Source organism: Micromonospora sp. NPDC004704 (assembly GCF_053601675.1).
Map to the genome: position 1 here is coordinate 1 of NZ_JBSGCD010000048.1, position 18,240 is coordinate 18,240.

Consider the following 18,240-nt stretch of genomic DNA (forward strand, 5'->3'; position numbering starts at 1 on the left):
CGGGAACAGAAAATCCTCACCCTCCGCTTCTACGGCAACCTCACCCAATCCCAGATCGCCGACCAGATCGGCGTCTCCCAGATGCACGTCTCCCGACTGCTCACCCGCGCACTCACCAAGCTGCGCGGACAGCTCAGCGAGACGTACTGATTCTTTGGGGGAGGTACCGGCGTTGCGCCGGACGGCAGGGGCCGGGCCAGTACTGGCCCGGCCCCTGCCGCGTCACCGATCGGTCATCCCGCCGAGTTGACCGATTGGGAGTTCACCCTCCCGCCGGCCGCCACATGGGCCAGAACGGGGTGCCGTCGGGCAGCCGGAACGGCTCGGCGACCTTGTAGCCGTGCCGGGCGTAGAGATCCCGGCTGTCGGTGCTGCTCGCGTCTAGGTACGCCGGTAGCCCCTGCTCGTCCAGCCAGGCGTGCCGGTGCCGGAGCAAAGCCGACCCGATCCCCTGCCTCTGCCGGTCCGGTGCGACGGCGAGAAAGGCCAGGTGGTGGTGCGGATCGTGCGGGTGGTTCGCCTCGAACAGGTCGTCGAGCAGCCGGAACCGGTCGGTCAGCTCGCCGCAGGCGGCGGCCAGACGCTTGTCGTAGTCGGCCGGTGGGGGCAGCGGATCACCGACCGCCGGCAGCCATACCGCGGCCGCGCGACGGTCCTCGGTGGTCTCCACGAGACCCCACTCGATCGCGTGCTCGACCAGGATGTGGAAGTCGTCCGTCAGGATCTTCGGACGGACCGCCGGATCGGGCACCAGCCAGGCGGTGGCGGCCAGCGGGTGGAACGCCTCGGCGATCAGCTCGGCCAACGCGCGGGACTCGGCCGGTTCGGCCCGCTCGATCACCGGGGCGGTCACGGCCGCGCCTCCACCGGCCGCCGCTCGGCGGCACCCGCCGGGACCGGCCCGCCGGTCGCGCTCTCCGGGCCGAGGCCGATGGTGGCGTACACCTCCGGACGGCGGGCCCGCAGGACGAGCGCCCAGATCACGCCGAGCACCGCGGCGACCGGGTAGACCGCCGGGAGCGCCCAGCGCAGCACCGAGTCGGGCGCCACACCGAGCAGGATGGCGAAGTTGTCCAGCGCGATGAACACGATGGCAGCCAGGGCCACGGTGGCCAGACCGGGGGCGATCATGCGGTGCCAGCCGCTCTCCCCGGACGGGTTACGGGCGAAGAAGGCGATGACCGCGATCGAGGTGGCGGTGATCAGCAGCAGTACGCCGAACCCGCCGCCGGTGCCGCCCCAGTAGAAGAGCTGGACCAGCGGATCCCAGCCGGCGATCGCGTACACGGCGATGACCACCAGCCCGAGTACGCTCTGCGCGATCGACGCCGCCCGTGGTGCGCCCGTACGGGGTGCGGTGCGGCCGAAGAGCGCGGGCAGGACCCGCTCCCGGCCGAGCGCGAAGGTGTACCGGGCGGTGGTGTTGTGGAACGAGATCATCGCGGCCAGGACCGAGGTCAGGAAGAGCACCTGTCCGATGCTGACGAAGGTGCCGCCGAGGTTGCCGTCGGCGAGTACGAAGATGAGCCCGACCCCCTCCGCCTGTGACGACTCGACGATCTTGTCCGGGCCGGTGGCGACCGTCATCGCCCAGGCGCTGAGCGCGTACAGGCCGGCGATGATGGCGACGGAGAGGTACGTGGCGACCGGGACGGTCCGCTTCGGATCCTTGCTCTCCTCGCTGAACACGACCGCTGATTCGAAGCCGGTGAAGCCGGTCGCCGCCAGCACCAGGATCGCCCCGACGCCGGGCACGAACAGGTTCGACGGGGCGAGCGTCTCCAGGCTGACGCTGCCTCCGGCCGGGCTGAGCAGGTCGGCCAGGTCGAAGGCGATGATGATGGCGATCTCGGTGAGCAGCAGTACGGCCAGCACCATGCCGTTGATGTCGACCCGCAGTACGCCGAGCCCGGCCACCACCGCCCAGGCGATCAGGGCGATCACCCACCACCTCGGCTCGTCGATGCCGAACATCTGGTCGAGTACGGGCGCCGCCGCCGCACCGACCGCGCCGTAGAGCCCCACCTGCAACGCGTTGTACGCGATCAGCGCCACCCAGGCCGCGCCCACCCCGGCCGGCCGGCCGAGCCCACGGGTGACGTACGCGTAGAACGCCCCGGCGTTGGCGGTGTGCCGGGCCATCGCGACGTAACCGACCGAGAAGAGGGCCAGCACCGCGCCGATCAGCAGGAAGGCCAGCGGAATGCCGGTCACACCGGTCACCGCGAACCCGGTGGTGACCACACCGGCCACCACGGTCAGCGGTGCGGCTGCCGACAGCACGAAGAAGACCACGGACGGGATGCCGAGCCGGCCACTGGCCAGCGCGGAGGAGACGTTGCTCGGTCGGGAGGTCGCTAACGGAGGGGCCATCGAATCTGCTCCGGGGGTGAGGAGGGGAGAGTGGCCGGACCGGGATTACCCGGGCGGTCAGGGTCGACCGTCGGCTCCGGCCGATCGGTCCCGCCGGTCGGAGCGGCCGGTCAGCTTCGACCGGTCAGAGGCGACCGGACAGCACGGCGGCCCCCACAGCCGCCTCGGTGTGCCGGGCCAGGTCGCCGAGGGGTGGCGGCAGCCCGTCTATCAGCTGGTTGAGCCGGTACTGCGCACCGGGTTCGGTGCCCCACAGCACCTCGCGCAGCAGGTTTGTCGCGGCCAGCAGGGCGAGCAGCAGCACGTCCGCCACCGGCAGTGGTTCGCCGCGACTGAGCGACGCCCGCAGCCGGGTGACCGGCCAGGCGGCGGCGTTCATGTCGGCGGGCTGGTAGACAACAGTGGTACGCAGCAGGCGCCGGGTCTCCACCCGCCGTACCGTGCCGGCGCGGGCGAGCCGCTCGCCGACCGACTCGGTCGCGCTGTTGCCCAGAAACCCCAACCAGGTACGCACCAGCCGGTGCTCCGGCTCCCCCACCAACTGGTCGAGCACGGTGTGCGCCAGGGCGTCGTCCGGTGGTCGACGGTCGACGACGGTGACCGTGCCCGCGGAGATGACGATGCGCCGGGCGAGCAGGAGTTCGCCGAGCAGCCCGGCCGCGAGCCCGAGCCCGGTGGCGGACGGGTGCAGTCGGGGTTTGCCCTTGGCGTCGTCATGGGCGATCAGGAAGAACTCGTCCGCGAGAAGCAAGACTCTCCCCTTCGTCCGGCGCGTGTGGACTGTCCACACGGGAGGGACATGCTGTTGATCGACGCCGGAGAAAAGGATGCACCGGGGGACGGATGCAATGCAACTCCCGGATTCAATCGGTTTCAAGACCGGACGCCGGGCCCACGGGTCCGGTCGTGGGAAACTCGGCGCCGTGACCGCCAGCCCAACCGTCCGCCGCCGCCGCATCGCCCGTGAGCTCCGTCAGCTACGTGAGCGGGGCGGGATGACACTCGACCAGGCCGCCCGCCAACTGGACATGTCCAAGAGCAACCTGTCCCGGATCGAGAACGCGCAGATCGGCATCAAGCCCCGCGACGTACGCGCCGCGCTCGCCCTCTACCAGGTGACCGGGGAGGAGGCCGAAGCCCTGATCGAGGTCGCCCGGGGCGCCCAGGAGCGCGGCTGGTGGCAGAGCTACAGCGACGTACTGCCCGACTGGTTCGAGTTTTACGTCGGTCTGGAGGCGGAGGCCGCCAACCTGCGGACGTACGAGGCCGAATCGGTACCGGGGTTGTTGCAGACGGAGGAGTACGCCCGCGCGATCTACCTACTCACCGCGGGCGACAGCGGTGTGGAGCGGAAGGTCGCCGCCCGGTTGCAACGCCAGGCGGTGCTGCACCGCGATCCGTCGGTGCAGTTGTCGGTCGTACTCAACGAGGCGGTCCTCCTCCGGGCGGTCGGCGGGGCGCACGTGATGGCCCGCCAACTGGAACACATGATCAAGGTCGCGAAGTTACCCAACGTTACAATCCAGGTACTTCCCTTCGCGGCCGGCGGACACCCGGCGATGACCACGCCGTACGTCATCCTGGGCTTCGCCGAGGCCGCCGACGGGTCCGTGGTTTACCTGGAAAACCTCACGATGGGGCTGGCTCTGGAGGAAGCCGATCATGTGCTCGGGTATACCCTGCTGCACGAGAAGCTGTGCCGGATGGCGCTGACTCCGGCGGAGTCGATGACCCTGATTCGGGAGGCTTCTCTTAACTATCCGTGATCATTCCGGTGGCTCATCGGGCGGAAGACAAGAGGTACCAATGACGGGGATCGACCTGGCCCGGGCCGACTGGCGTACGAGCCGCCGCAGCAGTGGCAACGGCAACTGCGTGGAGGTGGCCCTCCTCGACGCCACGGTGGCGGTACGGGACAGCAAGGACCGGCCGGGGCCCGTACTGCTGTTCGGCCGCGAGGGGTGGACGGCCTTCGTCAACGGCACCCGCGCGCTGCCCGACACCGACTGACCCGGCGCGCCGACGCCCGTACCGGCCCCGGTGCGACACTGGCCCGGTGCTACCCGAGACGATCACCGAGGACCTGCCCGTCCGCCACGTCCTGCCGGAGCTGCTCGCCGCGCTCCGGGGCGAGGGCGCGGCGGTGCTGGTCGCGCCGCCCGGCACCGGCAAGACCACGCTGGTGCCGCTGGCGCTGATCGACGAGGTCGAGGGCCGGATCGTGGTCGCCCAACCCCGACGGATCGCCGCCCGGGCGGCTGCCCGCCGAATGTCGGCGCTCCTCGGCGAGCAGGTCGGCGGCACGGTCGGCTACGCCGTACGCGGTGAGCGGCGCGTCGGTGCGCGTACCCGGATCGAGGTGGTCACCACCGGTCTGCTGGTGCAGCGCCTCCAGCACGACCCGGAACTGGCCGGCGTCGGCGCGGTGCTGCTCGACGAGGCACACGAGCGGCACCTCGACTCCGATCTCGCGCTCGCCTTCGCGGTCGAGGTACGCGCCACCCTCCGCCCCGAACTGCGGCTGCTGGCGATGTCGGCGACCGCCGAGGCGGAACGGCTGGCCGGCGTGCTCGGCAGCACCGGTGAGGGGCCGGTCCCGGTGGTCGAGACCCCGGCGGCGCTGCACCCGGTCGAGGTGGTGTGGGCGCCGCCGCTGCGCCCGGTGGATCCGCCGCACGGGCTGCGGGTGGATCCGCGGATGCTGGACCACGTGGCGGCCACGGTGCGCCGGGCCCTGCACGAGGCCGACGGCGACCTGCTGGTCTTCCTGCCCGGCGCGGGCGAGATCGGCGGGGTCAGCAACCGCCTGTCCGGCGTACGGGGCGAGGTCGACGTGGTGCCGCTGCACGGCCGGCAGTCGGGGCGGGACCAGGACGCCGCGTTGCGCCCCGGCACCCGTCGCCGGGTGGTGCTCGCCACCAACGTGGCCGAGACCAGCCTGACCGTGCCCGGCGTACGGGTGGTCGTCGACGCCGGGCTGAGCCGGGTGGCCCGTACGGACCTGGCTCGCGGGCTGGGTGCCCTGGTCACGGTGGCGGTGTCCCGGTCGGCGGCCACCCAGCGGGCGGGCCGGGCCGGGCGTGAGGCACCGGGGTGGGTCTACCGGTGCTGGTCGGAGGCGAGCCACGACCGGCTCCCGGCCCAACCGGAACCGGAGATCGCCACCGCCGACCTGACCGCGTTCGCACTGCAACTGTCCTGCTGGGGCCAACCCGACGGCACCGACCTGGCCCTGCCCGACCCGCCGCCGGCCGCGGCCATGCAGGTCGCCCGGACCACACTCGTCGCACTCGGCGCGGTGGAGGGCGACGGGCGGGTGACCACGCGGGGCCGGGCCATCGCGGCGGTCGGCGCGCACCCGCGTCTGGCCCGCGCGCTGCTGGACGGCACCGAGACCCTCGGCGCGCAGCGGGCCGCGGAGGTGGTGGCGCTGCTCTCCGAGGACTCGGTGGCCGGTCGCGACGACGATCTGGCCGTGGTGTGGCGGCGGTTGCGCGGCAACACCGACCAGGCCGCCACCGCCCGCTGGCGGGCCGAGGTCACCAGGCTGCGCGGTTCCGCAGACTCCCAGTCCGCCGACGACGGTTCCGGCCCCGAGAACGGGACCGGCAACCGGAGCGGAAATGCCGCCGGAGCCGGGAGCGGCACCGCTGGTGGGAAGCGGCTGCCCGATGACCTGGCCGCCGGGCTGCTGGTCGGGCTCGCGTACCCCGAACGGCTGGCCCGGGTCCGCAAGTCGGGCGGGATGACGTACCTGATGGCCGGCGGAACCGCCGCGGACCTGGCGGCGGGCTCGGCGCTGACCGGGTCGGCGTGGCTGGCGATCGCGGTCGCGGACCGCGCGCCGGGCCGGCGGGGCGCGCAGATCCGGCTGGCCGCCGTGATCGACGAGGCGACCGCCCGGGAGGCGGGTGGCCCGCTGCTCGTGCAGGAGCGGGAGGTGGTCTGGGCCGGCAACGACGTCCAGGCCCGGGACGTACGCCGGCTCGGGGCGCTGGTGCTGGCCGAGCAACCGCTCAAGCCGGACCAGGCGGAACTGACCAACGCCCTGCTCGACGGCGTACGCAAGGTCGGGCTCGCCCTGCTGAACTGGACCCCCGAGGCGGAGTCGACCCGGCTGCGGCTGGCCTTCTGCCGGGAGGCGTTCGGCGATTCGTGGCCGGCGGTGGACGACGAATCGCTGCTGGCCGCGATGCCGCAGTGGCTCGCCCCGGAGCTGGCCGGTGCGCGGCGGCGGGCCGACCTGCACCGGATCAACGTCTCCTCGGCGTTGCGCCGGCTCGTCCCCTGGGCGCAGGCCGCCCGACTGGACGAGCTGGCCCCGGAACGGCTGACCGTGCCGAGCGGTTCGCGGATCAGGGTGGACTACACCGACCCGACCGCGCCGGTACTGGCGGTCAAGTTGCAGGAGACCTTCGGCTGGGCGGACGTGCCCCGGCTCGCCGACGGACGGGTGCCGGTACGGCTGAGCATGCTCTCCCCGGCCGGTCGGCCGGTCGCCGTCACCAGCGACCTGGCCTCGTTCTGGGAGACCGGCTATCCACGCGTACGCAGCGAGTTGCGCGGGCGCTACCCCCGCCACCCGTGGCCGGACGACCCGAGCAGGGCAAAGCCGAGCGGGCGGGTCAAGCCCCCTCGGCAGTGACGGCGGCGCCCGGAGCGGGCCGGGTCACGCGCCCGAATCGTCGACGATGTCGGCGATCACCACGGTGATGTTGTCCGGCCCACCGGCCCGCAGGGCCAGGTCGATCAGCCGACGCGCGCAGGCGTCCCGGTCCGGAAACGACCGCAGGACATCGGCGAGCGAGTCGGAGCGGACCACGTTGGACAGCCCGTCGGAGCAGAGCAGCCACCGATCGCCCTCGCGCGGCGGCTGGGTGGAGTACGCCGGATTGGCCGGCTCACCCTGCAACGCCTGGGTGACCACCGCCCGACGCGGGTGGCTGCGCGCCTGCTCGGCGTCGATCACGCCCTCATCAACCAGCAACTGCACGAAGGTGTCGTCCCTGGTGACCTGGGTGAACACGTCGTCGCGCAGCAGGTACGCCCGCGAGTCGCCGATGTGGGCCAGCGCGAGGGTGGTGCCGGTCGCGGAGAAGAGCAGGGCGGTGAGGGTGGTGCCCATGCCGTGCCGGGTCGGCTCCTCCTCCACGGCGGCGCGGATCCGGAGGCTGGCCTCGCCGAGCACACCCCGTAGCACCGCCACCAGGTCCTCGTCCGGGGTCGGCCGGTCCACCGGTGCGATCGCCTCGATGGCGATCCGGCTGGCCAGGTCACCGGCGGCCATGCCGCCCATCCCGTCGGCGACGGCGATGAGCCAGTCGCCCGTGTGCACGGAATCCTGGTTGCCGCTACGGATCAGGCCACGATCGGTCACTGCGGCGGCGCGCAGCTTGAGGGTCATGGCAGGCAGCCTGCCAGGAGAGGGGCCACAATGTCTCTAGTAGATCACCGGAGCCGGCCCACAAAAGCGGTGATTTAACTTTAGGTAGTCATCGCGTCACGGGAATCGCCGTATCGGGAGCGTCGTCGAACGGTCGACCGGAGCAGCGCGGGTCGGGGTCGGCGGGTGGGCGGCGCGGGATCGCCCACTCCAGTGCCGTCTCCTCCGCGTGCCAGCCGTGCACCCGTACGGTGCTGTAGGGGACCTGTTCGAGTTCGGGACAGAGCGTCTGCGACCGTACCCTGTCGTTGCGGACGAAACGCACCGAACCCAGTTCGTCGAGCAGGGTGGTCGTCCGGTCGTCCACGGCGATCACCCGACCGATCAGCACCTCCACCGGCTCGGTTGACGACCCGGCGGCCGGTGGTTCGGGTGCCACCGGCAAGGGCGTCGAGATGATCTCGACCGCCACCATCGGCAGGATCGGCACCCGCAGGAAGATCGCCCCCAGCAGGAACGGCGCGATGAGGGCCGCCACGACCAGCACCCACCGGATGAGCACGGGCGCGACCGGACGCGGGATCGGACCGGTCAGGAAGACGGTCAGCAGTGGCGGCAGGGTCAGCAGGGACACCGTCACCCACTCCTGCGCCCGTACGGCCGCCAGCGCCGCCGGTGCCACCCATGCCCCGGCGAGCACCGCCGCGACCAGCGGGAGCACCAGGCAGAACAGGTACCGGCGGAGGCGGTCCTCGCGATGCCGTTGCCGGGTGCGCAGGCCGAGGATGGCCAGGGCCAGCATCAGCAGGCTGGGCAGGAACCGGAACTGCCAGGTGAGCAGGGCCAGCAGCACGGCCGCCATGATCACCCAACCGGGCAGCCGGGCGGTGGCGCGGGCCAGCAGGGAACGCTCGGGGTCGAACCGGTCCGGGGCGCTGACCCAGAGCAGGGTGCCCAGCGCGGCCACCACCAGCACCACCAGCGGCAGCACCCAGATCAGGGTGATCAGCAGCGCGCTGACCAGGCCGAGCGGGCTGACGTACTGGACCAGGACCAGCATGGTCGACAGGTCCTGCCGGCTCAGGTGCCAGAGCCGCAGCACGAGCAGGAGCAGCGGGAACGCCGGGACCACGGTGAGCACCCAGTGCTGGGCCTGGCGGGCGCTTACCGTACGGTCGCCGGCACCGCCCTCGGTCGGATCGCCGCCGTCTCCCAGGGCCACCGCCGTACCTCCACCTCTTCCACGTCCGGCTGCTGTGCGACCGCGACCGGTTGGGGCAGGTTCACCGGCTGCTCGGGGCGCAGGTGCCGGTCGAACGCGTCCTCCCACCGGCGGTCCCGCGGATCGGTCAACGAGTCGTGGAGCGAGAGGTTCACCAGGTCCCGCAGCGCCTCGTTGGCACCGGTGTTGACGCCGTACATCTCCGACGGGTCGAGTCCGATGTCGTGGTGGCGCAACTGTTCCGGGTACCTGGCGACGAAGCCGGCCAGGATCGCGGCGTCGGTGGTGACGGCCTCCACCTGTTTGGCGAGCAGCGCGTCGACGCACTCGCTGACCCGCTTCTTGCTGATCAGCTCGACCCCGGCCTTCGCGGCCGACGACTCGGAGGTGGCGGTGGAGAGGCTGCACACCTTCTTGCCGCGCAGGTCGATCAGGGTGTCGACGGGACCGGCGTAGTCCAACCGGGTGATCACGGACTGCTCGGTGGCCAGGTACGGCGCGGAGAACGTGACCCCGTTGAGCCGTTCCCGTTCCTCGGTGATGCTGTACGAGGCGATCACCAGGTCGACGATGACAAACTGGCCGTCGTCCGTACGCGCCTGCATCTTGGCCCGGTCCTCGCTCTCGATGGCGAGGAACCGTACGGCACTGGGCCGGAACCCGAGGTCGGCCGCGATCATCCAGGCGATGTCGATGTCGAAGCCGGAGTAGGCACCGGTCTTCGGGTCGACCTGGGCGATGCCCGGCTGGTCGTCCTTGACCCCGATCAGCAGTTCACGTTTGCCGATCACCCCGGCCTCGCGGAGCAGGTCCTGTTCGGCCGGCGGGCCGGTGAGCAGCACGGTGGTGATGACGGCCGCCACCGCCACCACGAGACTCAGGAGCACCGCCACCAGCCGTACGCCACGGGTCACCGACCCACGACGGGAACCCTTGTCCTCCTGGGTCACCCTGCTCCCCCGATCGCCCCGGCCCGAACCATCCATTTTGGCCTATCCGCTACGTTCCCGACAGTCGTGGCGTCGCGCGCCCACTGTCGGCTAACCGATCGTGTTTGACAAGGTCGAGCCGTCGGTACGGGCCGGACCGAAAGCCGGTCCATCCAGGGTCACCAATTGACAGTCCAGAAACGGCCTGGCAACATCGCTGTTGTCTGGGAGCGCTCCCAGTCATAGCTTTCGATACGTTCGCCGCGGGACCGGCCGAGTCAGCGGGATCGACCGGGTCGGCGTCACCGCGGGCACGCACCCCACCGGAAGGAAGCTCCGTGACCCGACCCCGACGCCTGCGGCGGGCCGTCGCGCTCCTCGCCGCGACCGCCCTCGCCGTCACCGGCACCGGCCTGACCGGCGGCGCAGCCCACGCCGCCCCCACCGAGCACATCGTCAACGGCACCTTCGACAGCGGCACCGCCCCGTGGTGGGCGACCGACAACCTCACTCTCGCCGTGGTCGACGGCCGGCTCTGCGCACAGGTGCCGGGCGGCCTGGCCAACCCGTGGGACGCCAGCCTCGGGCACAACAGCATTCCGCTGGTCGACGGGGCCGCGTACGCGCTGTCGCTGCACGCCACCGCCAGCGCCCCGACCACCGTCAAGGCGAACGTGCAGCTCAACGAGGCGCCGTACACCACGGTGCTGGCCCGGGACCTGGCGCTCACCCCGGCCGGACAGACCTTCGGGTACGACTTCACCGGCACCCTCGACTCCACCAACGGCACCCTCACCTTCCAACTCGGCGGCAGCGCCCAGCCGTACACGTTCTGCCTCGACGACGTGTCGCTGAGCAGCGAGGCGGGCACCGATCCGCCGGACGACCCGGCCGGGCCGGAGCAGCTCACCAACGGCGACTTCGCCAACGGCAGCGACGGCTGGTACTCGTACGGAACCACCAGCACCGGGGTGCAGGACGGGAAGCTCTGCTCGGCGGTGCCCGGCGGGCTAACCAACCCCTGGGACGGCGGGGTCGGGCAGAACGACGTGCCGCTGGTCGCCGGGGCGGAGTACACCCTCGCCTTCGACGCCTCCGCGACACCCGGCGCCACGGTCCGCGCGGCGGTGCAGCTCGGCGCGGAACCGTACACCTCGTTCTTCGCCGCGGACCTGCCGCTGACCGCGACCCCGCAGCGGATCACGCGGACCTTCACCGCCACCATGGACACCGAGCTGGGCCAGGTCGCGTTCCAGGTCGGCGGCAACGCCGCCGGCTACACCCTCTGCCTGGACAACGTCTCACTGCGCGGCGGTGAAGAAGAGCCGCCGTACGTGCCGGAGACCGGCCCACGGGTACGCGTGAACCAGGTCGGTTACCTGCCCGGCGGCCCAAAGAACGCCACCGTGGTCAGTACGGCCACCGAACCCCTGCCCTGGCAGCTCAAGTCCGCCGCCGGAGCGGTGGTCGCCCAGGGGCTGGCCACCCCGCGCGGGTTGGACGCCGCCTCCGGCCAGCAGGTGCAGACGATCGACTTCTCCGCCCACCGGACCGCCGGCACCGGTTACACGCTCACCGCCGACGGCGAGACCAGCCACCCGTTCGACATCACCGGCGACCTCTACCGGCAGCTCCGCTCCGACTCGCTCCAGTTCTTCTACATCCAGCGCAGCGGGATCGCGATCGACGGTGACCTGGTCGGCGACGAGTACGCCCGCCCCGCCGGTCACCTCGGCGTGGCCCCGAACCGGGGTGACACCGACGTGCCCTGCCAGCCCGGCGCCTGCGACTACCGCCTCGACGGCCGGGGCGGCTGGTACGACGCCGGCGACCACGGCAAGTACGTGGTCAACGGCGGCATCGCCACCTACCAGCTCCTGAACGCGTTCGAACGGACCAAGACCGCACCCACCGGGGGCGCCGGTGCCGGGCTCGGCGACAGCACGCTGCGGGTTCCCGAGCGCGACAACGGGGTGCCGGACATCCTCGACGAGGCGCGCTGGGAGCTGGAGTTCCTGCTCCGGATGCAGGTCCCGGCCGGCAAGCCGAAGGCGGGCATGGCCCACCACAAGCTGCACGACCAGAACTGGACCGGGCTGCCGCTGGCCCCCGAGGCCGACCCGCAGTTGCGCGAACTGCACCCGCCGTCGACCGCCGCGACGCTCAACCTGGCCGCGACCGCAGCCCAGTGCGCCCGGCTCTACGTCACCTACGACGCGGCGTTCGCGGCCAGGTGCGCCACCGCCGCCCAGACCGCCTACGCGGCGGCCAAGGCCAATCCCGCCGTGTACGCCAGCCCGACCGACGGCAACGGCGGCGGCACCTACAGCGACAACGACGTCAGCGACGAGTTCTACTGGGCCGCCGCGGAGCTGTACCTGAGCACCGGCGCGGCGAACTACCTCGCCGACCTCACCGCGTCCCCGCACCACACCGGCAACGTCTTCGACGCCAACGGTTTCGGCTGGGGCAGCACGGCGGCACTCGGCCGGCTCGACCTGGCCACCGTGCCGAGCGGGCTGGCACCGCAGGAACGCGACCGGATCCGGGCCTCGGTGCTCACCGCCGCCGACGGCTACCTCACCACCCTCGCCGGCCAGGCGTACGGGCTGCCGATGCCGGGTGGGCCGGGCAGCTACTTCTGGGGCGCGAACAGCAACATCATCAACAACGCCGTGGTGCTCGCGACGGCCTACGACCTGAGCCGGGACGTGCGCTACCGCGACGGCGCGGTGCAGGGGATGGACTACATCTTCGGCCGCAACGCGCTGAACCAGTCGTACGTGACCGGCTGGGGCGAGCAGGCGTCCCGCAACCAGCACAGCCGGATCTTCGGCAACCAGTACGACCCGTCCCTGCCGAACCCGCCCGCCGGCTCGATCGCCGGTGGTGCGAACGCCAGCCTGGACGACCCGTTCGCGGAGAAGCTCCTGGCCGGCTGCGCCCCGATGTTCTGCTACGTGGACGACATCGCCTCGTACGCGACCAACGAGGTGGCGATCAACTGGAACTCGGCCCTGGCCTGGATCGCCTCGTTCCTGGCCGACCAGGGCGCCGCCGCCGCACCCCCGGCGGCGAACTGCCGGGTCGGCTACGTCAACTACGGCGCCTGGCAGGGCGGTGGCGGCTTCACCGCCCAGGTGACCATCACCAACACCGGCACCACCCCGATCAACGGCTGGACCGCGAACTTCGCCTTCACCGGTGACCAGCGGCTACGCGAGGCGTGGATGACCCGGGCGACCCAGTCCGGGGCCACCGTCACCGCACAGAACGAGACCTACAACGGTCGCATCGCCCCCGGCGGTACGGCCACCTTCGGTCTGAACGCCACCACCCCGACCGCCGGCCCCAACCCACCCCCCGGCCTCTTCACCCTCAACGGCGTCGCCTGCACCTAGTCCACGCCCCGACCGTGGCCGACCGCCATCCCCGGCAAGATGGCGGTCGGCCCCTCGTGCGGCCCGACCCAATCGACCAGATCACGGCTGCCAGTCGGCGGCTCGGGTGCGGTGACATACCGAGGGAACGCGGTTGCGTCGCCTGGGCGGACACTCTCGTTTAGGACGTACATCGTCTTTGATGTGAGTACATCGAAGATGATGTACGAGTTCGCCGAGTCATACGTCCCAGACGGAGGGACATGGACGTCGGTCGCCCTGGCTCGCGCCGCGCCGAGCGGGCGACGTGATCGTTCGGGGGAAAGTGCGGGGATCTTGGAGTCAGGGCGCCGTACGGGTCCACAATCGGGGGATGACGGAGGTGACGGGCGGGGCGGTGGTGCGGAGTCGGTGCGCGACGATGCCGATGCACCGGCGGCTGCTGGACACCCGCGAGGGGTACGCGACCGCCGCCGCCGAGATCGAGAACTTCACCTTCCACGAGTGCCGGCGCGGACGCTCCCGCCTCGACCAGGTGGTACGGATCCCGGTGGTGGCACACGTGGTGTGGCACGACGAGGCGCAGAACGTCAGCGACGAGCAGGTACGCAGCCAGCTCGACGTACTCAACGCGGACTTCCGGCAGCGCAACGAGGACTGGACCGGCGTACCCGAGGTGTGGCGGTCGGCGGTGGCGGACGCCCGGGTGGAGTTCTTCCTCGCCGAGACCGATCCGACCGGCGCGCCGACCACCGGCATCACCCGTACCCGGACCGGGGTGACCGGGTTCGCGCCGGAGGACGACGCGGTGAAGTCGGTGACCACCGGCGGTGTCGACGCCTGGCCGGCCGACCGCTACCTGAACCTGTGGATCTGCCAACTGGTCGGCGGGGTGCTCGGTTACGCCCAGTTTCCCGGCGGCCCGGCGGAGACCGACGGGGTGGTGCTGCTGCACTCCGCCACCGGCACCACCGGCACCGTCGTGGCACCGTTCGACCGGGGCAGGACCTGCACGCACGAGGTCGGACACTGGCTCAACCTGCGGCACATCTGGGGTGACGACGGGGACGGGTGCGGGGGCGACGACTTCGTTCCGGACACGCCCAACCAGGCCGGGCCGAACTACGGCCGGCCGAGTTTCCCTAGGGTGACCTGCGACAACGGCCCGGACGGGGACATGTTCATGAACTTCATGGACTACACCGACGATGGTGCGATGGTGATGTTCACCGCCGGGCAGGTCGCCCGGATGGCCGCGACCCTGGCCGGACCCCGCGCCACGCTGGCCGCCGGTGCCACACTGACAGGATGACCGAGCAACCGCCGGAGGCACTGTTCCGCCGCTGGGTGCACGTCCGCGAGGAGGACGACGCGGACGTACGCGTCTACCGTCCCGCCGACCGTCCGCTCCCGCCCGCGCGGGGCCGGGACGGGATCGAGTTCCGCCCGGACGGCACGTTCATCGACTACCTGCCGGGGCCGACCGACGCGCCGACCCGCGCACCCGGACAGTGGCGTACGGACGCCGACGACCGGCTGCGCCTGACCGGTCCCGCCGGCCGGGGCAGTACGGTCTTCCACCTGGTCGCGGTCGACGACAACACCCTGCGCCTGCGCCCGCTCGGCGGCGAACAACCGCCGAGCTGAGCGCGCGGGCGCCGGCTCAGGCGAACGGCCGTCCGGTCAGCCGACCTGGTCGTCGGCGTAGCACCAGCGCCACGACTCGCCGGGCTGGAACGACTGGATCACCGGGTGCTCGGTGGCGTGGAAGTGGGCGGTGGCGTGCCGGCGCGGCGACGAGTCGCAGCAGCTCACCCGGCCGCAGGTCAGGCAGAGGCGCAGGTGCACCCAGTCGGACCAGCCGTTCTCCAGGCAGTCCTGGCAGCCGTCGGTGCTCTGCGGTTCCGGTTTGGCCGCCTCGGCCAGATGTGCGCAGCTCATCGCTCACCCTTCCGTCGCAGCAGCGACTCTTCCAGATCCAGATCGCGGTACGCGCGCACGAGCACCTCTTCCGTGATCCGCCCCTGGTCGCGGGCGGTCCGGAACACCTCGCGCTCCGCGTCGATCATCTCCTGCCGCAGCCGACCGTACGCCTGCGAGGGCGTTTCCCGTCCGTCGCCCCCCAGCCGCTCCCAGGCGCTGTTGCTGCGATACTCGACCATCGCCCGGAGGCGCTCGACGACCGCCGGTGGCGAGCCCTCGGCCGCCGCCTCCAGTCGTTCCTTCGCCGCCCTGCCGGCCTGCTGCTGGACCGCGGCCTCGGCGAGGGCGTCCTTGGCCGGGTCGTCGGCCGGGAGCCGCAGCCGGCGGGCGACCATCGGCAGGGTGGCCCCCTGGACCCCGAGGGTCACCACGATCACCGCGAACGCGAGCCAGACGAACAGGTCCCTCGGGTAGGCCAGCTCGTCGCTGGGCAGCGGCAGGGCGAGCGCCGCACCGAGGGTGACCACCCCGCGCATCCCGGCCCAGGACAGGACGGCCGATATCCGGGCCGGCAGCGCGGTCCCGTTGCGGCGTACCTGCGGCACCAGCCGGACCAGCAGGCTGGCCGGGAAGATCCAGAGGAACCGGGTGAGGAAGACCGTGCCCAGCACGGCGACGGTGACCAGCACCATCGTCCGGATCTCGGTGTCGAGCCGGCTCAGCAGGTCCCGCAGTTGCAGCCCGACGAGCAGGAAGACCAGGCCCTCGAGCAGGAAGGTGACCAGCCGCCAGAAGGCCATCGTCTGGAGCCGGGAGGCGGCGGAGAGCAGGACCGGCAGCTTGTGTCCCAGGGCCAGCCCGACCACCACCACCGCGACCACGCCGGAGGCGTGGATCTCCTCGGCGAGGAACACCACGATGAACGGGGTGAGCAGCGACAGGGTGTTGTCCAGGATCGGATCCTTGATCCGCTTGTGCAGGTAGCCGATGACCACGACCCCGACCAGCCCGACCAGCAGCCCGCCACCGGCGGTGAGCAGCACCTGCCCGGCGACTCCCCAGGTGTCGAGCCCGCTGCCGATCGCCGCCAGGGTGGCCACCCGCAACAGGACCAGCGCGGTGGCGTCGTTGACCAGGCTCTCGCCCTCCAGGATGGTCACCACCTGCCGTGGCAGGCCGATCCGACGCGCGACCGCGGTGGCGGCGACCGCGTCGGGCGGCGCGACGACCGCGCCGAAGGCCAGGCAGATCGCCAGCGGTACGTCCGGCAGCACCGCGTGCACCACGAAGCCGACCACGAACGCGGTGAACAGCACCAGCCCGATGGCCAGCAGCAGGATCGGGCGCAGGTTGTGCCGGAACGCGGGCACCGAGGTCTGGATCGCGGCGACGTACAGCAGCGGTGGCAGGATGCCGACCAGCACCAGTTCGGGGTCGAGGCGTACCAGGGGAAAGCCGGGCACGAACGAGAGCGCCACCCCGACCACGAGCAGCACGATCGGCGCGAGCAGACCGAATCGGCGGGCCAGGGCGGCGCCCAGGGTCGCGATCGCCAGGAACAGAACGACCTCGAAGAGTGCCTCCATGCGGCACAGCCTAAGGGGGCTACTCGCTGTGCGAACCGGCGCCGCCGGTGGCCGTGCCCTCCCCCACCCAGACCGTCTTGGTGTTGCAGAACTCCCGGATGCCGTGGGCGGACAACTCGCGGCCGTAACCGGAGTTCTTCACCCCGCCGAAGGGCAGCTCCGGGAAGGAGGTGGTCATGCCGTTGATGAAGACGCTGCCCGCGTCGAGATCCCGGGCGAAGCGTTCCTGCTCGTCCTTGTCGCGGGTCCAGGCGTTCGAGCCGAGCCCGAAGTTGGTCCCGTTGGCCAGCTCGATCGCCTCGTCGTACGAATCGACCCGGAACAGTCCCGCCACCGGGCCGAACACCTCCTCGGTCCACATGCGCATCGACGGGGTCAGGTCGGTGACGACGGTCGGCGGGTAGAACCACCCGTCCCCCTCGGGCCGCTGCCCGCCGCAGAGCAGCCGCGCCCCCAACCGGACCGCGTCGTTCACCTGCTCCTCCACGTCGATCCGCCCCTGTTCGGTGGCGAGCGGTCCGACGTCGGTGGTCGGGTCCATCGGGTCGCCGACCTGCAACGCGTCCATCCGGAGCGCGAACGCCTCGGCGAACGCGTCGAAGACGTCGGTGTGCACGATGAAGCGTTTGGCGGCGATGCAGGACTGGCCGTTGTTCTGGCACCGCGCGGTGGTGGCCACCTCCGCGGCCCGCTCGACGTCGGCCGAGGGCATCACCACGAACGGGTCACTCCCGCCCAGTTCCAGCACCGTCTTCTTGATCTCCTGGCCGGCGATCCGGGCGACCGACCGGCCGGCCCGTTCGCTCCCGGTGAGCGTCGCGGCGCGGACCCTCGGGTCGACCAGCACCTGCTCGACCGCCTCGTACCCGACGATCAGGGCCTGGAACGCGCCCACCGGGAACCCGGCCCGGCGGAAGAGTTCGTCCAGGTAGAGCGCGGTCTGCGGCACGTTCGACGCGTGCTTGAGCAGGCCGACGTTGCCCGCCATCAGGGCCGGTGCGGCGAATCGCATCACCTGCCACAGCGGGAAGTTCCACGGCATCACCGCCAGCACCGGGCCGAGCGGCTGGTAGCGGGTGAAGGCCCGGGTCGCGCCGACCGCCTTGGCGTCGCCGGGCTCGTCGGCGAGGAGCCGCTCGGCGTTCGAGGCGTAGAACCGGCAGGCCGAGGCGCACTTGGCCACCTCGGCGCGGGCCGAGACGAAGGTCTTGCCCATCTCGACGGTCATCAGTTGGGCCAGCTCGTCGCACTCCTGGAGCAGCAGGTCGGCCGCCGCGTTCATCCACCGGCCGCGTTCGGCGAAGGTGGTGGAGTGCAGCGTACGGAACGCGTCGGCGGCCCGTCCGATCGCCGCGTCCACCTGCTCCGGCGACATCGGGTCGTACGTCTTGAGCACCTGTCCGTTTGCCGGGTTGATGGTGGCGATCGACATGTCGTACCCCTT

16 protein-coding genes are annotated in these 18,240 nt (G+C 71.6%); 7 read left to right on the top strand and 9 right to left on the bottom strand.

The genetic code is table 11. The annotated features are described in order from the left end of the window. The coding region (locus tag ACWEFB_RS34925; protein ID WP_452292445.1) for a sigma-70 family RNA polymerase sigma factor at positions 1-150 on the top strand (150 nt) is incomplete at its 5' end. Positions 151-262: 112 nt separating this feature from the next. On the opposite strand, the gene ACWEFB_RS34930 is transcribed toward ACWEFB_RS34925, so the two are convergent. From ACWEFB_RS34930 to ACWEFB_RS34940, 3 genes are all read right to left on the bottom strand, one after another. Next, a complete protein-coding gene (locus ACWEFB_RS34930; RefSeq protein ID WP_452292370.1) occupies positions 263-853 on the bottom strand; it encodes a GNAT family N-acetyltransferase in 591 nt (196 codons plus the stop codon). Further along, positions 850-2,373 carry an APC family permease gene (locus tag ACWEFB_RS34935; RefSeq protein WP_452292372.1) on the bottom strand — a complete coding sequence of 508 codons (1,524 nt, stop codon included), beginning with the start codon at positions 2,371-2,373 and terminating at the stop codon, positions 850-852. Before ACWEFB_RS34935 ends, ACWEFB_RS34930 begins: the two co-directional genes overlap by 4 nt. A gap of 124 nt (positions 2,374-2,497) precedes the next feature. Continuing rightward, entirely contained in the window at positions 2,498-3,124 is a 627-nt protein-coding gene (locus ACWEFB_RS34940; RefSeq protein ID WP_452292374.1) for a GOLPH3/VPS74 family protein, read from the bottom strand. Positions 3,125-3,296: 172 nt separating this feature from the next. Between ACWEFB_RS34940 and ACWEFB_RS34945 the strand changes: the two genes are divergently transcribed. From ACWEFB_RS34945 to hrpB, 3 genes are read left to right on the top strand one after another with little or no spacing between them, the layout of a single operon-like run. Continuing rightward, positions 3,297-4,139 (top strand): helix-turn-helix domain-containing protein, encoded by an 843-nt coding sequence (locus tag ACWEFB_RS34945; RefSeq protein WP_452292376.1) that lies wholly within the window; start codon positions 3,297-3,299, stop codon positions 4,137-4,139. A gap of 40 nt (positions 4,140-4,179) precedes the next feature. Next, positions 4,180-4,383: a DUF397 domain-containing protein gene (locus ACWEFB_RS34950; protein WP_452292378.1), complete on the top strand. Its 204-nt coding sequence runs from the start codon at positions 4,180-4,182 to the stop codon at positions 4,381-4,383. Between the two features lie 46 nt (positions 4,384-4,429). Beyond that, positions 4,430-7,018: an ATP-dependent helicase HrpB gene (hrpB, locus tag ACWEFB_RS34955; RefSeq protein ID WP_452292380.1), complete on the top strand. Its 2,589-nt coding sequence runs from the start codon at positions 4,430-4,432 to the stop codon at positions 7,016-7,018. Between the two features lie 24 nt (positions 7,019-7,042). Here the strand turns inward: hrpB and ACWEFB_RS34960 are convergent, their stop codons facing one another. The 3 genes from ACWEFB_RS34960 to ACWEFB_RS34970 all read right to left on the bottom strand — a co-directional run bounded on the left by ACWEFB_RS34960 (position 7,043) and on the right by ACWEFB_RS34970 (position 9,928). Further along, a complete protein-coding gene (locus ACWEFB_RS34960; RefSeq protein ID WP_452292382.1) occupies positions 7,043-7,777 on the bottom strand; it encodes a PP2C family protein-serine/threonine phosphatase in 735 nt (244 codons plus the stop codon). Positions 7,778-7,865: 88 nt separating this feature from the next. Then, a complete protein-coding gene (locus ACWEFB_RS34965; protein ID WP_452292384.1) occupies positions 7,866-8,978 on the bottom strand; it encodes a hypothetical protein in 1,113 nt (370 codons plus the stop codon). Beyond that, positions 8,921-9,928, bottom strand: a complete 1,008-nt coding sequence (locus tag ACWEFB_RS34970) for a transporter substrate-binding domain-containing protein (RefSeq protein WP_326559637.1) — start codon at positions 9,926-9,928, stop codon at positions 8,921-8,923. The genes ACWEFB_RS34965 and ACWEFB_RS34970 overlap by 58 nt, the downstream gene beginning before the upstream one ends. Positions 9,929-10,245: 317 nt before the next feature. Between ACWEFB_RS34970 and ACWEFB_RS34975 the strand changes: the two genes are divergently transcribed. From ACWEFB_RS34975 to ACWEFB_RS34985, 3 genes are all read left to right on the top strand, one after another. Next, positions 10,246-13,308, top strand: a complete 3,063-nt coding sequence (locus tag ACWEFB_RS34975; RefSeq protein WP_452292387.1) for a glycoside hydrolase family 9 protein — start codon at positions 10,246-10,248, stop codon at positions 13,306-13,308. Positions 13,309-13,660: 352 nt separating this feature from the next. Beyond that, positions 13,661-14,599 carry a zinc metalloprotease gene (locus tag ACWEFB_RS34980; RefSeq protein ID WP_452292389.1) on the top strand — a complete coding sequence of 313 codons (939 nt, stop codon included), beginning with the start codon at positions 13,661-13,663 and terminating at the stop codon, positions 14,597-14,599. Beyond that, positions 14,596-14,934 carry a hypothetical protein gene (locus tag ACWEFB_RS34985; protein WP_452292391.1) on the top strand — a complete coding sequence of 113 codons (339 nt, stop codon included), beginning with the start codon at positions 14,596-14,598 and terminating at the stop codon, positions 14,932-14,934. Before ACWEFB_RS34980 ends, ACWEFB_RS34985 begins: the two co-directional genes overlap by 4 nt. Before the next feature lie 36 nt (positions 14,935-14,970). Here ACWEFB_RS34985 and ACWEFB_RS34990 read toward each other — a convergent pair whose 3' ends face one another. Genes ACWEFB_RS34990 through ACWEFB_RS35000 form a run of 3 tightly spaced genes read right to left on the bottom strand, consistent with a single transcriptional unit; the run spans position 14,971 to position 18,228 of the window. Then, positions 14,971-15,228 carry a UBP-type zinc finger domain-containing protein gene (locus tag ACWEFB_RS34990; protein ID WP_452292393.1) on the bottom strand — a complete coding sequence of 86 codons (258 nt, stop codon included), beginning with the start codon at positions 15,226-15,228 and terminating at the stop codon, positions 14,971-14,973. Then, positions 15,225-16,796, bottom strand: coding sequence for a Na+/H+ antiporter (locus ACWEFB_RS34995; RefSeq protein WP_452292395.1), 1,572 nt, complete (start codon positions 16,794-16,796; stop codon positions 15,225-15,227). The genes ACWEFB_RS34990 and ACWEFB_RS34995 overlap by 4 nt, the downstream gene beginning before the upstream one ends. A 19-nt stretch (positions 16,797-16,815) precedes the next feature. After that, a complete protein-coding gene (locus ACWEFB_RS35000; RefSeq protein WP_452292397.1) occupies positions 16,816-18,228 on the bottom strand; it encodes an NADP-dependent succinic semialdehyde dehydrogenase in 1,413 nt (470 codons plus the stop codon). Positions 18,229-18,240 lie beyond the last annotated feature (12 nt).

What these genes read in the sequence shown, in the direction of transcription:
- ACWEFB_RS34985 (WP_452292391.1), top strand. Translation starts at nt 14,596, where the DNA reads ATGACCGAGCAACCGCCGGAGGCACTGTTCCGCCGCTGGGTGCACGTC.
- ACWEFB_RS34995 (WP_452292395.1), bottom strand. Translation starts at nt 16,796, where the DNA reads ATGGAGGCACTCTTCGAGGTCGTTCTGTTCCTGGCGATCGCGACCCTG.
- ACWEFB_RS34935 (WP_452292372.1), bottom strand. Translation starts at nt 2,373, where the DNA reads ATGGCCCCTCCGTTAGCGACCTCCCGACCGAGCAACGTCTCCTCCGCG.
- ACWEFB_RS34950 (WP_452292378.1), top strand. Translation starts at nt 4,180, where the DNA reads ATGACGGGGATCGACCTGGCCCGGGCCGACTGGCGTACGAGCCGCCGC.
- ACWEFB_RS35000 (WP_452292397.1), bottom strand. Translation starts at nt 18,228, where the DNA reads ATGTCGATCGCCACCATCAACCCGGCAAACGGACAGGTGCTCAAGACG.
- ACWEFB_RS34980 (WP_452292389.1), top strand. Translation starts at nt 13,661, where the DNA reads ATGACGGAGGTGACGGGCGGGGCGGTGGTGCGGAGTCGGTGCGCGACG.
- ACWEFB_RS34990 (WP_452292393.1), bottom strand. Translation starts at nt 15,228, where the DNA reads ATGAGCTGCGCACATCTGGCCGAGGCGGCCAAACCGGAACCGCAGAGC.
- ACWEFB_RS34960 (WP_452292382.1), bottom strand. Translation starts at nt 7,777, where the DNA reads ATGACCCTCAAGCTGCGCGCCGCCGCAGTGACCGATCGTGGCCTGATC.